Genomic DNA, 16,531 nt, shown 5'->3' with positions numbered 1-16,531 from the left:
CACCACCGCCGACCGCTGGGCGGAGACCACCTTCTCCTACCGGCCGCTCGGCACCGAGGACTGGACCGTCGTCGGCACCGCCGAGGACGACACCCCGCGCGTGTACGCGGACCTGTCGGCCGTGCCCGCCGGCACCGTCCTGGAGGTGCGCGCGGTGACCACCGATGCCACCGGTAATCGGACCGCCGCCTCCAGCCTCGCCGTCGTCGGGGCCGACTACACCGGGGCCGAGCCGCCGAGCAAGCCGGATGAGCCCGTCGACGGCCTGGAGGTGACCATCCCCGGTGACCACAACACCGAGATGGGCTGCACCTCCGACTGGCAGCCCGACTGCGAGCAGGCGCGGCTCACCCAGGCAGCCTCCGGCCTGTACACCGGCACCTTCGACATCCCCGCGGGCACCTGGCAGTACAAGGCCGCCATCGGCGGCACCTGGGACGAGAACTACGGCGCCGACGGCGTGCCCGGCGGCGACAACATCACCTACACCGCCGCCGGCGGGCCGGTCACCTTCTACTACGACGCCCGCACCCACCAGGTGTGGAACGACGCCGAGGCCCCGCCGGTGACCCTGCCCGGCTCCTTCCAGGACGAACTCGGCTGTGAATCCGACTGGGACCCCGCCTGCCTGGCCTCGATCATGCGGCCGACCGGAGACGGGACGTGGACCTTCTCCACCGAGGCGCTGCCCACCGGCTCCTATGAGGTGAAGGTCGCCGTCGGCCTGTCCTGGGCGGAGAACTACGGGGTGGACGGTGCCGCGGACGGCGCCAACTACTCCTTCTCCGCCACCGCGGGCAAGAGCGTCGTCTTCACCTACGACGGCGCCACCCACCGGCTGACCATTGAGGTGGCAGACCCGCCGGTGGCCGGCACCGGCGAGGAGCGCGCCTACTGGGTCGACTCCACCACGCTGGCCTGGCCGGTGAGCCTGCTGCCCGACGGCGTGACCCGCGAGAAGGTGGTCGGCTCCGACGGCGGCACTCCCGCCGCCGACGCCCCGATCACCCTGGGCCTGGTCACCGCCGCGGACGGCGGCGCCGCGCTCTCCGACGGGAAGGTGACCGGCGGCACCGAAACGCCGCTGCGCATCACCGGCAACCTGCCTGAGGAAGTCCTCGCCGCCCACCCGAACCTGGACGGCTACATCGCCGTCTCGCTGACCGACGCCGACGGGAAGGCGCTGCTGTCGGACGCCGAGGTCGTCGAGGCCCTCAAGGGGCAGGTCGCCGTCGTCCAGCACGGGGCCGACGGCACCGGCGCCACCGCCTTCACCGGCGTGCAGACCGCCGCCGTCATCGACTCCCTGTACGCCGACGCCGTCGCCGACGCGCCGCTGGGCGTCACCTTCAGCGGGGGCGTGCCCGACTTCGCGCTGTGGGCGCCCACCGCCCAGGAGGTCACCCTGCTCACCTGGGACACCGGCTCACCGACGGGCTCGGCCGCCCTTGTGGACGGCGACCCCGTTCGCACCCCGGCCGTGCGCGGCGACGACGGCCGCTGGACCGTGGCGGGCGCCGACGCCGGCATCACCGCGGGCTCGCAGTACCTGTGGGAGGTGAAGGTGTATGCCCCGTCCACCGGGGCAGTGGAGACCAACCTCGTCACCGACCCGTACTCGGTGGGGTTGACCCTGGGCTCGGTGCGGTCGGTCGCCGTCAACCTGTCCGACCCCGCCCTCGCCCCCGAGCAGTGGGCCACCACCGCCTCCCCGGTGGTTGCCTCCGACGCCGGCCGCACCATCTATGAGCTGCACGTGCGCGACTTCTCCGCCGCGGACGCCACCGTCCCCGAGGAGTACCGCGGCACCTATAAGGCCTTCACCGTCACCGACTCCGACGGCATGAAGCATCTGGCCGAGCTGGCCGACGCCGGCATTGACACCATCCACCTGCTGCCGACCTTCGACATCGCCACGATCGAGGAGGACCGCGCCGCCCAGCAGGTGCCGGACATTCCCGCCGCCGCCGCGGACTCCACCGAGCAGCAGGCGGCCATCTCCGCCGTCAAGGACGCCGACGCCTACAACTGGGGTTACGACCCCTACCACTACACCACCCCCGAGGGCTCCTACGCCACGACGGGCAACCAGGACGGCGGCGCCCGCAGCGTCGAGTTCCGGCAGATGGTGGGCGCCCTGCACGCAACCGGCCTGCAGGTGGTCCTGGATCAGGTCTTCAACCACACGGCGGCCTCCGGGCAGGATGCCAAGTCGGTCCTGGACCGGGTGGTGCCCGGCTACTACCAGCGCCTGGACGATAAGGGCAATGTGCTCACCTCCACGTGCTGCTCCAACACCGCCACCGAGAACGCCCTGGCGGAGCGGCTCATGATCGACTCCGTGGTCACCTGGGCCCGCGACTACCACGTGGACGGGTTCCGCTTCGACCTCATGGGCTACCACTCGGTCGACACCATGACCAAGCTGCGCGCCGCCCTGAATGAGCTCACGCTGGAGAAGGACGGCGTGGACGGCTCGGCGATCTACCTGTACGGCGAGGGCTGGAACATGGGGGAGATCGCGGACAACGCGCTGTTCACCACCGCCACCCAGGGGCAGCTGGACGGCACCTGCATCGGGACCTTCAACGACCGCCTGCGCGACGCCGTCCACGGCGGTGGCCCCTTCGACGACGACCCCCGCGTCTACCAGGGCTTCGGCACCGGGCTGTACACCGCCCCCAACGGGCTGTCCACCAAGACCGAGGAGGAGCAACTGGCCGACCTTGGTCACCTGACCGACCTGGTCAAGCTGGGCATGGCCGGAAACCTCAAGGACTACTCCTTCACGACGTCGGACGGCACCGTCAAGAAGGGCGGCGAGATCGACTACAACGGGCAGGCGGCCGGCTACGCCTCCAGCCCGGAGGAGACGATCAACTACGTCGACGCCCACGACAACGAGACCCTGTTCGACCTGGGAGTCTTCAAGCTGGCGGCGGGCACGTCCATGGCGGATCGAGTGCGGATGAACAGCCTCTCGCTGGCCACCGTCACCCTGGGGCAATCGCCGTCCTTCTGGGCGTCGGGCACCGAGATGTTGCGCAGCAAGTCCCTGGACCGCGACTCCTACAACTCCGGCGACTACTTCAACGCGATCGACTGGACCGGGCAGGACAACGGCTTCGGCGCCGGGCTGCCGATGGAGTCCTCCAACGGCTCCAAGTGGGACATCATGGCTCCGCTGCTGGCCGATAGCTCGCTCAAGCCGACGGCCGACGACATTGCCACCTCGAACGCGCAGATGCTGGACTTCCTGCGGATCCGCACCTCCACGCCGCTGTTCCACCTGGGTTCGGCCGATGCCATTCAGGCCAAGCTGACCTTCCCGAACTCCGGTACCGGGGCGACTCCGGGCGTCATAGCCATGCTCATCGATGACCCGGCCTGCAAGGACTGCCAGGATGTGGATTCCTCCCTGGCGGGTGTGCTCGTCGTCTTCAACGCTTCGGGTGAGGAGATCAGCGAGACGATGACGGACCTGTCCGGTCGGGAGTTCGTCCTGCACGAGGTGCAGGCGGGCGGCTCCGACGACGTCGTCAAGGGTGCCTCCTTCGACGCGGGCACCGGCACGGCGACCGTCCCGGCGCGTACCGTCGCGGTCTACGTTGAGAAGCAGGAGGGCGGCTCCACCGAGCCGACTGTGGAACCGAGCGATGAGCCCACGGCGGAGCCGACCGGCGAGCCCACGGCGGAGCCGACCGGCGAGCCCACATCGGAGCCGACCGCGACGACCGAGCCCACTGCTGACCCCAGCACGGAGCCCTCCGGTGAACCGAGTGCGTCGGCGGAGCCCGTCCCGACTACTGCGCCCACTACGGTCCCGAGTGGTGGCCCATCCGCCGCTCCGGCGCCGTCGACCGATTCGTCTGCTGGCGGGTCCACCGCGGGCGCGACGAGCGCGGTGACTGCTTCGCCGTCGGCCACGGCAACCGGTACGAACGGCACCGGACCGCTGGCGCGCACCGGTGCGAGCACGATGCTGACGGTCCTCGGACTCATGGCGGTGGCCTTAGTGGTCGCGGGCGTGATGCTGCGGCGTCGTCGCCGGGCCTGAGTCGCGTGCATAAGGGGCGGCGTCCGGGAGTTTCGGTTCCTGGGTGCCGCCCCTCGTGTACGTCTGTGGTGACGGTGGGTGTGCGGCGTCGTCTACTACGCCACTTGCCGGTCTACTACGCCGGTTAGCGGTTTGCTACGCCACTTGGCGGTCTGTTGAAGGCCTCAGAGGCCTTCAACAGACCCCTAACCGGCGTACGGTACGGTGAACTGGCGTAGTAGACGCGCTCGATGGGCGACTTGGCCGGGCCAACCTGGCGAGGTTGACATCGGTGGCTACCGGGAAGCCACTGTTCCCAGCCCCGAGCTGCGTGGGGAGTACCTGTAGTTGGGATCGGAGTGAGTCCGCGGATGAGATGCGCAGTTACGTGCGCGACGTAGTCCGGGATTGCCTGAGAGCCGTAGGGGCATGACGAGGCATGGCCCAATCTGCGCACCGCAGCGTTTTCGTATGCGGGGGCTGCCGCCCCTCTGCGCATCACGCAGCTGGATCGGACGCGGAGCTGCCACCACCGGCAATCGACAGGTCGGCGGCTGCAGTCAGCGCAAAGTTCAAGGTGCCACAACACAGCTCGAGGATGGGGCCGTCGAGAAGAAGGGAGGCGGTGGTCTCACCGACGTTGGGTAAAAGCATCGGACCGGCCTTGGCTGTGATTTCAATCCCGGAGTCGGTCCGGTGCAGGGTAGCGACGGGAACGGAGCCTGAGAGCACCTGAACATCACCGTCCGTCGGCCGCCAGTGAAACAAGGCTGGTTCATGCCCGGACTGAGATGGCGTAAGCGTCTCCATATAGTTGAGGACCTCGGGATGAAGCTGTGTCACCAGACGTCCGCCGACGACCGACAGCCGATACGGGACACTGTGCGCTCCTGCCCATCCGGTCTCTTCGTCCACGGCGCCGCGAAGCCAGAAGATCAGGCACGGCTGCCCGTCACGATCACGGAAGAAGGACGGCGCGTAGTAGCTGTCCCCGTAGGTGAGACGCTGCCACTGGTGAGCGCAGAACTGGCCGTCCTCATAGTCGCCAGTGGCGTACACGACGTAGTGCAGTACGTCGTCCTCCCATACGGATGTGACCAGGATGTGCTGCCCGTCGACTTCGAACAATTGCGGACACTCCCACAAGCTCCCCGTCCACACCGGGTCTGTCGTACTGCTCGGCCGAGATGCTGCAATGCCGTCGTAGGTCCAGTTGACCCGGTCCGGTGACGAGAAGGACGTGGCTGCTGCGATGTTCCCCTGCAAGGACGTTCCAACCAGCATCCGCCAGCCGCTATCGTCACGGAAGACGAACGGATCCCGGAACGCTACTGCGTCAAGCTCCGGGGGCAGTTCGACGACGACGTCGCCCTTTTCCCATCGTGTCCACGTGGAATCGGCTGGACGGGCTACACGTACTCGGCCGATGCCGAAATCCGGAACCTGGACGGAAGTGTAAAAGGCTAGTGCCTCTCCCTGGTCATCGCGCGTCATTGACCCTGACCACACGCCGTCGTCCCCGCCTCCCGGTGCCAGTGCGATCGGCTGCTGTTCCCAATCAACGAGGTTGTCGCTGACCGCGTGGCCCCAGTGGCAGTTGGGCTGCCAGACTGTGCTGCCGGGGACGTGTTGAAAGAACAGGTGGTAGCGGCCGTCCACGACCGAGAGGCCGTGCGGATCGTTGATCCAGCCGGAGTGCGCGGTGAAGTGGATGTGGGGGCGTGAGATTCGGGGCGCCATGGTCATCTCCCTTGATGTGGCTGGCACGGGTGCGTGCCATCTAGCGAAGTGTCTCCAGTATGAGACTTGACACGACGTTTTGGCAAAACGTATTGTCAGAGCCGTGAGCAGCGCAACCCAGCGCATGCTCCCGACTCTCATCTGCACCGTCGCAAGAAGTTGGAGGCGAAGTAACGATGCTTCGCAGCAATCCCGCCCGAATCAATCGACGTACGTTCGTCAGTGGCGTCACGCTTGCCACGATGGCGACGCTCGCTGCCTGCGGTGTCGGAGGACGTGGGTCTTCCGGAAACGCCGACTCACTTACCCTGCTGGTCGAGGCCGGAGGCCACGGTCAGCTCCAGCCCATCGCCGACCAGTTCCAAAAGGACACCGGCACCACCGTATCCTTCGTCGAACTGCCCTATGACGGCCTCTACAACCGTTTGAGCAGTGAACTCAACGGCAACGCGGTGTCCTTCGACATTGCTGCCCTGGATGCGATTTGGCTGCCGGCGTTCCGAGGTGCGCTCACGCCCCTGGACGATCTGTTCACCGAGGAGGTGAAGAATGACCTCTTCCCCTCACTCGTCGAGGAGGCTGCTCCGGACGGCACCTTCATCGGTATGCCGGTATGGACGAACTCTGAGATCCTCTACTACCGCAAGGACCTGTTCGAGGATCCCGAACACCAGAGTGCGTTCGCTGATGCCTATGGATACGACCTTGTTCCCCCGACAACGTGGGAGCAGTACCGCGACGCCGCTGAGTACTTCTTCAATGCAGGTGGCGGTGAGCTCTACGGCACCGACGTCAAAGGTGCCGTCGAGACCGAGTGGCTGGCCACGCTGTCCCAGACCGGGGAAGAAACCATGGTGGTGGACAGTGAGGGGAACGTATCGCTGGGCGATGACAACAGCCTAGCCGCCCTGGACTTCTACACGAGTCTCCTGCCCTACGCTCCCCCTGGGGCGGCCCAGATGGACTGGGCGGGTGCGCAGAACCTGTTCAACCAGGGTCAGCTTGCACTCATGCGTTTCTGGGCGCATGCCTACCGTCAGGTACCCGAGGACTCACCCGTCGTCGGAAAGGTCGGCGTTGCGCCGATGATCGGCGGTGAAGCAGGTCCCGCAGGCGTCCCGGGCGCGTACTACCTCTCCATCGCCAGCGCCAGTCCCAAGCAAGAGAAGGCACTGGAATTCGTTCAGTACGCCTTTGACCACAACGAGCTCAGCGTGGACACGAGTCTGGGGCTAGCGTCCCGTATCTCAGTGCTTGAAGCGAGGCGGGAGGATGAAGGTTTTGAACACTTCGGTCCGCTACTCGAAACGCTCAATGCTCCTGCGACAATGCCGCGCCCTGCGATTCCAGAGTGGCAGGAGGTCGTCGATACGGCCTTGGTCCCGATGATCCAGAAAGCCGTCGAGTCGGGTGCTGACAACGCTGCGCTGCTCGAGGAGGCCAGGAAGAAGGTTGAGAACATTGTCGGCTAGTACTACAGCGTCCGCGGAACGACCTGCGCGGTCGGGCAAATCGCGTAACTTGTCTCCTAAACGGCGGGCCGGTCTCACCGACCGCCAGTTCGCTACCCTTCTGATGGTGCCGGCGACAGTGTTCCTCGCCGTATTCGTCGCTTGGCCGCTCGTCTCCTTCGTCTGGGACTCGTTCTTTGACATTGACCTTGCCGCAGGTGAACGTTCGTTCGCCGGACTGCAGAACTACGTGACAGCCTTCACCTCGTCGGGATTCGGAAATTCCGCATGGCGAACGGTCGTGTACACCATCATCGTCGTCTTCTTTGAGTTCTGCTTTGGTCTGGCGGCGGCACTCATGTTCGCCCTTCTGGGCAATGCCTCACGTGTATTCAGGACAATCTTCCTGTATCCGTTGATGATCGCACCGGTGGTAGCCGGTCTGCTCTGGCGGTTCCTGCTCATCGACAACTTCGGTATAGTCAACGAGCTGTTGACCAGGTTCGGGATTCTGCAGTCTCCTGGTGACATCGCGTGGCTCAGTGATCCGAAGATTGCGCTGTTCGCGGTTGCTATCCCCGACATCTGGCTGACCACGTCGTTCATGACGCTGGTTCTGTTCGCGGGCCTGCAGAACATACCCGGCGATGTCATTGAGGCCGCCCGTATCGACGGAGCTCGGAACCTGACGATCCTGTTTAGAATCATCATTCCGTTGTTGCGTCCCGTGATTGCGGTTGCACTTATCATCCGTGGTATTGACGCCGCTAGGGCATTCGACGTCATTTTGATTCAGACTAACGGTGGGCCTCAAAACAGCACCGAAGTCATGTCCATGCTGATCTATCGCACGATGGTTAGATTCGGAGATCCCGGGCTCGCCAGTGCGATGGGTACTATCTATCTCATTGCCATGATGGTGGTTGCTTCGATAGCTGTTCTCACCATTTGGCGTCCAGGAGGGGAGGAGAACTAATGAGCGGGCTTGAAGTTAGAAGGGGACCCACCAGGGTTCTGCTGTGGATCGTCATGATCATCACGGTGCTGGTTTACGCCTTCCCGTTCATCTACATGCTGTTGACTTCGTTCAAGGCGCCGCTGGAGACGATTGCGGTTCCTCCGCGAATTCTTCCTACGCATTGGACGCTCGAGAATTACGCGACAGCACTGTCTCGCGATGGTGTGCTCGCATCGTTTATCAATGGATTGATGACGGCTGTTCTGAGCACGGTCATAGCGCTAGTGCTCGCTATCCCGGCGGCATACGCAGTAACGCGCTATCGCACGAAGTACGGACAGATATTCATCGTCATGGCCCTGGTCATGCGCATGGTCCCGCCAGTTGCGGTAGGTGTACCCATGGTGCAGATTTTCCAATCGATAGGCATCTACGACACGACGTTCGCTCTGTCGTTGGCTCACGTGACGATCGCGCTGCCGCTGTCGGTATGGCTGATGTCGAGTTTCTTCGAGTCGGTGCCGGTTGAGCTTGAGGAAGCGGCGAAGATCGATGGGGCAAGTCGCCTGGGTGCGCTGTGGAGAGTAGTGCTTCCAGTCACGGCCGGCGGTATCGCTGTGACGGCGATCTTCGCGTTCCTGGCTTCCTGGAACGAGTTCATGTTCTCGCTCCTGTTGACAGCGTTCCGCTCTCAGACGACGCCGATTGTCATCGCGAACTTCCAGACGCAGTTCGGTCTGGACTGGGGTGCGATGACTGCGCTTGCAGTGTTGTACTCGCTTCCGGTCATCGTGCTGACGCTGTTCCTCCAGCGGCATATCGTGGCGGGAATGACCATGGGTGCCGTTAAGGGCTGATCGGTAAGGAGCAATGACCCTAATGGATCGACACGCTATGAGCGCCAGCACCTGTTACGACGTGACGGCATGGCCCCACGGTGATCCCTACGATGATGTTGGTGCGGTGATAAACAGCATCATCGGTGATATTAAGGAACGTCAACCGCAGTCTGACGTTAACGATGGCGGCAAGCCCGGTGCCATTATCGTACTTCCGCCAGGTGACTACCGTTTACGCACGCAGATCTTGATTGATGTCAGCTTCTTGAGGATCCAGGGTGCCGGACACGGATTCACCTCGTCTAGTATCCGCTTCAATGTTCCCCGTGACGAGTGGGGTGACCTGCATGAGCTGTGGCCTGGCGGGAGCCGTATTCTGGTGGATCTCGATGCGCCGGAGGGCGCTGAGCAATCCGAGGGGGCTGCTATCCGGGTTGCTCGTCAGGGTAGTCCGCGTATTAGCTCAGTCGAGTTTAACGGATTCTGTATCGACGGCCTGCACTTCAAGTCGGATGGAAAGGCGGTGAACCCCGAAAATTCCTACGTCAACGGGAAGACTGGGATTTACGTTGAGGATGCAAACGACTCGTTCCGGGTGTCGGAGATGGGGCTGGTTTACCTTGAACATGCGCTGACGGTTCGGAAAGCGGACGCCCTGTCGGTACATGACAACTTCATCGCGGAATGTGGTAGCTGTATCGAGCTATTAGATTGGGGGCAGGCTTCGAAGGTTACCGATAATCTGATCGGCGCCGGACCTGCCGGGCACTCGATCTACGCGGAGAACCATGGTGGGCTGCTTGTGTCTGCCAATAATGTGTTCCCCAGGGGTGAGAGCAGTGTGCATCTCAGCGGTGTGACGCGATCCAGCGTGATCGGGAACCGCTTACACGCGTTTTATCCGGGCATGGTGCTTCTGAACGCGAATAGCTCGGAGAACCTGGTTGCGGCCAACCACTTGCTCCGGGATCAAGAGCCCTGGGCGCCATTTTTCGAAGTTGGGAATGATCTGGACGATCAGTACGGCCTGCTGCGAATCGAAGGTCACGACAACTCGGCGATTGCTAATCACTTCTCTCTCGCAGTGGACTCTGTGGCTCGACAACGGGAGGAGATTGGCATCGTCGCGGTGCGGATTGTAAGTGGCAGCGGGAACTACGTCGCGTCTAACCATGTGGTCGCACATGATGCGAGAGTTGGCTCGGGTAGTTCAGCGTTCGAGGCCCAGGTCGGTGCCCTGCTGGCAACAGACAGTGCTGATCATCTGGACGTCACGACGGTTTTGGTCGATGCGGGCGCTTCGCACAACACGGTTCTCGACTCCGGTACGAAGGCGCAGGTTGTCCTGGACGCGGAACTCAACGCTTTCAGGGCGACTCCTGGAATCGGTGCGGGATAGGTGTGCTGGGGCGGTGATGATTGGGCCTGTGCGAGCACCGGTTGTTGCCGCCCCAGTAGTACCACCCGCACCATGTGTGAGTACGCTCACGTTCGTAGTCGGCGAGTCGATGAACGCGGGAGAGTACTCAATTGTTGTTACGACCCGAAGGAGGTGCGGCACATGGCTCGTCGGAAGGCCGTGGGCATCCGGGATGTCGCGCGGGAGGCGGGAGTCTCGGTGACCACCGTGTCCCATATTCTCAATAAAGTGCCCTATGCGCGGGCGAGTGAAGAAACGCGCGAGCGCGTTCGCGCGACTGCGGACCGGCTCGGGTACGGCCCCAACCGGATGGCGCGTGGCTTGCGCATCCAGCGTTCAGAGATGATCGGCCTGCTCAGCGAAGGTATCGCAACCACACCGCATGCGGGGCGCATCATCCTGGGGGCGCAGGAGGCGGCGCGAGAAGCTGGGCTGACAGTGGTGCTTATCAACACCACTCAGTCGGCTTCTGCGGTAGAGCATGATGCTGATGCCCTGCTCCGTCAGGACGTCGATGGCGTGCTGTATGCGACGATGTACCACCGTGTGGTTGAGGTGCCCAAGCGCCTTGCCGATGTCCCCACTGTCCTCGTTGACGCCGAGGAGGTGTCAGGCCGCGTGCCGTGGGTCGTTCCTGATGAAGCGTCAGGTGCCCGGGTCGCGATGCAGGAGCTGCTCAGCTATGGGCATCGGCGTATCGCATTCCTCAACAACACCGATGATGTCCCGGCCACGCACGGACGTCTTGCCGGTTATCGCGAGAGCCTGGAGGAAGCTGGAATCTCCTTCGACGATTCGATCGTTGTCGCTCGGCCCTCTGAAACACCGGGTGGCTACGAGGCAGCCCGAGAGGCTCTCAGCTTCAGTCCACGACCGACCGCCCTGTTCTGCTACAACGACCGCATGGCCATGGGGGCCTACCGCGCCGCCGCGGAACTGGGCTTACGGATACCAGACGATGTATCAATCATCGGATTCGATAACCAGGAGATTGTCGCCGAGGGCCTGTTCCCATCGCTAACAACCGTCGCTTTGCCTCACTACGAGATGGGGCGATGGGCGATGGACCGGCTGGTAGCGATGCTCAACAACGAAGTTCAAGACGACGCTCCTGACTCGGCTGTGCTGCCGTGCCCGCTGGTGCGGCGTGAATCCGTCTCCAAGGCTCGTATTGGACTGAGGCAATGACGAACCGTCGGATGCAACATCATGCAGAGTTGGACCCCGAAATCGATATACCGAACAACTGACGAAAGTTTATCCACTCCGAGCCAGCAGGAGGAACAGTGTCAATACAAACTCATCTGACGAGACGGGCGGCTCTGCGTGCCGGCGCAGCTCTCGCCGCGATAGCGTCGATTGGGGACGCAACACGCGCACCGGTGTTCGCAGCGCCGGTTGTCGGGGGTGAAACGAGTGCGTTCAGCGCTTCCAACCAGAACAGCCGTAAGAGTACCCGGCCTTTGGTCGGTCTCTTGTGAGTACTAACAGTAGCTACACATTCACACTGAGATACTAACAGTAGCTACACATTCACACTGAGAGGATTGTATTCATGAACGTTTACGATGTGACGAACTGGAAGCCGCGCGGTAAGCCGCTCAACGTATATGAGGACATTGGTGCGGTGATTAACGCTATGATCAAGGATATCAAGGCGCGTCAGACTGACCAGGCGGCTAAGCCCGGTGCTGTCATCTATATTCCACCAGGTGACTATTCCCTCAAGACGCGGGTCGTGATTGACATAAGTAACCTGACGATTCGCGGATCGGGGCATGGGTTTTCTTCGCTATCCATTCGCTATAATACGGATGATACTTCCGGGTGGCATGAGATCAATCCGGGTTCTAGTCATATCAAGGTCGAGAATACGGACGGCCAAAACGAAGCAATCCTCGTTTTGCGAGACGGGTCGCCTCGTATCGGTGCCGTGGTTCTCGAGAATTTCTGCCTTGATGGAACTTCTTTCGACGGCGATCAAAATTCCTACATCAACGGGAAGACTGGGATCTTGATCGAGAGTGACAACGATGCCTGCCGTATACGGGACATGGGTATGGTATACCTTGAGCATGCAGTGGTGGTGCGAGGCGCTGACGCGTTGGATGTATCGGGGAACTTCCTAACGGAGTGTGGGAATGGAATTGAGCTGCTTGGTGCGGGTCAGGCGACGCGCGTGTCTGATAACCACATCGGCGCGGGGCCAAATGGGTATTCACTGCTAGCCGAGAACCATAATGGACTACTCGTTACCGGAAACAATATCTTCCCGCGCGGCATTGACTCTGTGCATTTGCGGGACTGCTATCGGACGAATATTTCGTCGAACCGGATGCATTCATTTTATCCCGGCATGGTGACACTTGAAGGTACGTGTAAGGAAAACCTCATTTCGTCCAACATGTTCGAACGTCAGGTTGAAGGTTTTGCTCCGTTCATCGGTGTTGGCAATGGCCTGGGGGATGATTTTGGGGTTGTGCAAGTCAATGGCGATGGCAATACGATCACCTCGAACCATGTCACACTTATTATACCGTCTGATCAGGTTCAACCTGCGGGTGTGACTCCGACGATCTTCCGTATCAAACGGGGCGATCAGAACTTGGTGGGAGCGAACCATGTGATCTCTAATTTGGGGGTCTACACGGTATATCTCGACGCTGACACTACCAACTCGCATGTCTTCGACTCGGGCGCGGAGGATCAATTCCATAGTGACTCGGATAGCTACGGGTTCAGAGCGACGCCGTAGGACGTGTCGGGCACTTCTGGCGCCGGTCTGCTGTACCGAACCGAGGGGGTGTTAGAAGGTCTGCGGGCATGCTGTTGCGGCGGCGGGCCTGAGTCGCGTGCATAAGGGGCGGCGTCCGGGAGTTTCGGTTCCTGGGTGCCGCCCCTCGTGTACGTCTGTGGTGACGGTGGGTGTGCGGCGTCGTCTACTACGCCACTTGCCGGTCTACTACGCCGGTTAGCGGTTTGCTACGCCACTTGGCGGTCTGTTGAAGGCCTCAGAGGCCTTCAACAGACCCCTAACCGGCGTACGGTACGGTGAACTGGCGTAGTAGACGCGCCCTCGCAGCCCGCCGGGTTGCCGGGGCCGACCGAATGGGCCGCAGGGGATGCCGCGCGCGATGCCGGGGACTCCCAATGCCAAGAGCGCAACGCGGTGTCATGACAGTTTGCTTGTTTCCTGAGGTGTCGGGCTAGACTCGGCGCGTCACGGCAGGAAGGTCTCCCTATGGCTATCACCGCTCCGGTGCATCACGACGCTCCGGTACGTTACGAACTGCCGGGGGTCGGTGAGAGCCGCGCTTACTGGGTGGACGAGACCACCCTCGCCTGGCCTACCGACCTGCTGCCGGCAATGGTGGACGTGGAGGCGTTGCGGGTCCGCCCACCAATTGGAACGCCGGCGCACTCGCCCGTGATCTTCGGCCTCGTCGCCGCCCCCAAGGGCGGCGCCCGCATAGTTGACGGCATTCTCGACCCCGGCCCGGACAGTGAAGAGATCCCCCTGTGCATTCACGGCACGCTGGAGGACCTCCTCGGCGAAGAGGCCATGACCGCCCACCCCGCCCTGCGCGGCTACCTGGCCTTGTCCCTGGAGGACGAGTTCGGCAGCCGACGCGTCGAGCGCGAGGACATCACCCTGCTGCTTGCCGGTCAGCTAGCGGTCGTCCAGCGCACCGCCGCCTCCACGGGCGGCTGGATCACCGCCTTCACCGGCGTGCAGACCTGGCCGCTGCTGGACCGCCTATACGCCGACGCCGCCGCCCGGGACGGCTCGGCCCCGCTCGGCGCCGTCGTTGGGCCCGACGGCGCGCCCAGCTTCGCACTGTGGGCGCCCACCGCCGTCGACGTCTCCCTGCTGGCCTGGCCGACCGGCGACCCCACCGGCTCGGTTCCGCTGGTCGACGGCGACCCCATCCGCGTGAGCGCAGACCGATCCGACGTCGAAACCTGGGACGGCCGCTGGGAGGTGAGCGCCGACGTCGCCACCGCCGCAGGCATTGACGCCGGCTCCCAGTACCTGTGGGAGGTGCGCGTCTATGTCCCCGCCACGGGAGAAATCGAGACGAACCTCGTCACCGACCCCTACTCGCGGGCGTTGACCGTGGACTCCCGCAGGAGCGTCGTCGTCGACCTGAGCCAGCGGGCACTCAAGCCGTCAACCTGGCGGGAGAACCTCAGCCCCGTCGTCGGCTGCGACGCGGCCCGCGCCATCTACGAGCTGCACGTGCGCGACTTCTCCGTCGCCGACGCCTCCGTGCCCGAGGAGCTGCGCGGCACCTACGCCGCCTTCACCCTGCCCTCTGCGGGCACCCGGCACCTGCGGCAGCTGGCCGCCGCCGGCATCGACACCCTCCACCTGTTGCCCACCTTCGACTTCTGCTCGGTCCCGGAGGACCGCGCCGCGCAGCGCACCCCGCGCATCCCCGAGCACACCTCACCGGCCTCCCGGCGCCCACAGGCCGCCGTTGCCGCGGTCAGCGATGAGGACGCCTACAACTGGGGTTATGACCCCTGGCACTGGATGACTCCCGAGGGCTCCTATGCGCGCGCGGGCCGCCAGGACGGCGGAGCGCGGGTGCACGAATTCCGGGAGATGGTCGGCGCCATCCACGGGATGGGGCTGCAGGTGGTCCTGGATCAGGTCTTCAACCACACCGGCGCCTCCGGACAGGACCCCCACAGCGTGCTCGACCGCATCGTGCCCGGCTACTACCACCGTCTCGACGCCGCCGGGAACGTGGAGATGTCCACCTGCTGCAACAACGTGGCCACCGAGCACCGCATGGCGGAGCGGCTCATGATCGACGCGTGCGTGTCCTGGGTGGTCGACTACCGCGTGGACGGCTTCCGCTTCGACCTCATGGGCTACCACTCTCTGGAAACCATGGAGCGGCTTCAGAACGCCCTGGACCAGGTGGCGGACGACGCCGTCGGCCACCCCATCTACCTGTACGGCGAGGGCTGGAACATGGGGGAGGTCGCCAACAACGCCCTGTTCACTCAGGCCACCCAGGGGCAGGTTGGCGCGCTCGGTATCGGCGCCTTCAACGACCGCGTCCGCGACGCCGTGCACGGGCGGGGGAAGGACACCGACCCCCGAGTTCCTCAGGGCCTGGGCAACGGTGAGCTGACCGACCCCAACGGCTACGACGACCGCTCCGAGGAGACCAAGCGCGCCGACCTGGCCTGGCGCGCCGACCTGGTTCGCCTGGCCCTGGCCGGGAACCTGCGCGACTTCGAACTGCCCACCGCGGACGGGCACTGGATTCGGGGCGAGGAAGTCCGCTACGGCGACGAGGCCGCCGCGTACGGGCTCGCGCCCACCGACTCCATCAACTACGTCGACGTCCACGATGACGAGACCCTCTTCGACCGCCTCGCCTACAAGCTGCCCCCCGGCACCCCCATGGCCGAGCGCATCCGCATGAACACGCTGTGCCTGGCAATGGTGACCCTCGGACAGTCGCCCTGCTTCTGGGCGGCCGGCACGGAGTTGCTGCGCAGCAAGTCCCTGGATACCGACTCCTACGACTCCGGCGACCACTTCAACGCCATCGACTGGAGTGGGTGCGACAACGGCTGGGGCCGTGGCCTGCCGCCTGCCGGCCGCAACTTCGACACCTGGGTGGTGCAGGCCGGGATTCTCATGCGCGAGGATCTGCGCCCGACCACGGAGGACATCGCCATCGCCCGCGAGCAGGCGCTCGACCTGCTGCGCCTGCGCCGCAGCACGCCCCTGTTCTCCCTGGGCTCGGCCGCGCTCATTCGTGAGCGCGTGTCCTTCCCGACCGCCGACCACGCCGCCCCCGGCCTGATCATCATGCTGGTCGACGACGGCGCCGGAGACAGCGACATCGATCCGGACCTCGACGGGCTGCTCGTGGCCATCAATCCTTCGCCCTGGGCCGTGGAGCAGCGGGTGGACGCGCTGGTGGACCGCTATTTCGTGCTGAGCGACGTGCAGGCCGAGGGCGCCGACCCGATCGTCAAGACCACCCGCTTCGACGCCGGCACTGGCAGCATTACGGTGCCGGGGCGGACGGTCGCCGTGCTGTACGAGCGCTGAGGACA

General features: G+C 63.8%; 9 protein-coding genes. 8 read left to right on the top strand and 1 reads right to left on the bottom strand.

Translation table 11 applies throughout. The features are described 5' to 3' along the window. Window positions 1–145: 145 nt before the first annotated feature. Window positions 146–4,057 carry a pullulanase-type alpha-1,6-glucosidase gene (gene pulA / locus RWX45_RS05585; protein ID WP_410050682.1) on the top strand — a complete coding sequence of 1,304 codons (3,912 nt, stop codon included), beginning with the start codon at window positions 146–148 and terminating at the stop codon, window positions 4,055–4,057. Window positions 4,058–4,534: 477 nt separating this feature from the next. On the opposite strand, the gene RWX45_RS05580 is transcribed toward pulA (RWX45_RS05585), so the two are convergent. Continuing rightward, the gene (locus RWX45_RS05580) at window positions 4,535–5,776 is read right to left on the bottom strand and encodes a glycoside hydrolase family 32 protein (RefSeq protein ID WP_316022777.1); all 1,242 of its coding nucleotides are present in this window, start codon (window positions 5,774–5,776) and stop codon (window positions 4,535–4,537) included. Window positions 5,777–5,952: 176 nt separating this feature from the next. Here RWX45_RS05580 and RWX45_RS05575 point away from each other — a divergent pair, with 176 nt between their 5' ends. The 7 genes from RWX45_RS05575 to pulA (RWX45_RS05545) all read left to right on the top strand — a co-directional run bounded on the left by RWX45_RS05575 (window position 5,953) and on the right by pulA (RWX45_RS05545) (window position 16,526). Further along, the gene (locus RWX45_RS05575) at window positions 5,953–7,248 is read left to right on the top strand and encodes an ABC transporter substrate-binding protein (RefSeq protein WP_316022776.1); all 1,296 of its coding nucleotides are present in this window, start codon (window positions 5,953–5,955) and stop codon (window positions 7,246–7,248) included. 49 nt (window positions 7,249–7,297) lie between these two features. Beyond that, the gene (locus RWX45_RS05570) at window positions 7,298–8,203 is read left to right on the top strand and encodes a sugar ABC transporter permease (protein ID WP_316022775.1); all 906 of its coding nucleotides are present in this window, start codon (window positions 7,298–7,300) and stop codon (window positions 8,201–8,203) included. Continuing rightward, window positions 8,203–9,042, top strand: coding sequence for a carbohydrate ABC transporter permease (locus RWX45_RS05565; protein WP_316022774.1), 840 nt, complete (start codon window positions 8,203–8,205; stop codon window positions 9,040–9,042). Before RWX45_RS05570 ends, RWX45_RS05565 begins: the two co-directional genes overlap by 1 nt. Before the next feature lie 37 nt (window positions 9,043–9,079). Then, complete coding sequence (locus RWX45_RS05560) at window positions 9,080–10,423, top strand: NosD domain-containing protein (protein WP_316022773.1); 1,344 nt, start codon at window positions 9,080–9,082, stop codon at window positions 10,421–10,423. Window positions 10,424–10,495: 72 nt separating this feature from the next. After that, window positions 10,496–11,632, top strand: a complete 1,137-nt coding sequence (locus RWX45_RS05555) for a LacI family DNA-binding transcriptional regulator (protein WP_316022772.1) — start codon at window positions 10,496–10,498, stop codon at window positions 11,630–11,632. Window positions 11,633–11,999: 367 nt separating this feature from the next. Further along, entirely contained in the window at window positions 12,000–13,199 is a 1,200-nt protein-coding gene (locus RWX45_RS05550; RefSeq protein WP_316022771.1) for a NosD domain-containing protein, read from the top strand. A gap of 486 nt (window positions 13,200–13,685) precedes the next feature. Continuing rightward, on the top strand, window positions 13,686–16,526 hold the full coding sequence (gene pulA, locus RWX45_RS05545; protein ID WP_316022770.1) for a pullulanase-type alpha-1,6-glucosidase: 2,841 nt from the start codon (window positions 13,686–13,688) through the stop codon (window positions 16,524–16,526). The last annotated feature ends 5 nt before the right edge of the window (window positions 16,527–16,531 follow it).

Origin of the sequence: Actinomyces sp. MRS3W (assembly GCF_032465695.1) — a bacterium.
In the GTDB taxonomy this organism is placed as follows: Bacteria; Actinomycetota; Actinomycetes; order Actinomycetales; family Actinomycetaceae; genus Actinomyces.
The sequence above is the reverse complement of the archived record's forward strand: the minus strand, read 5'-3'. Positions and strand labels throughout refer to the sequence as shown.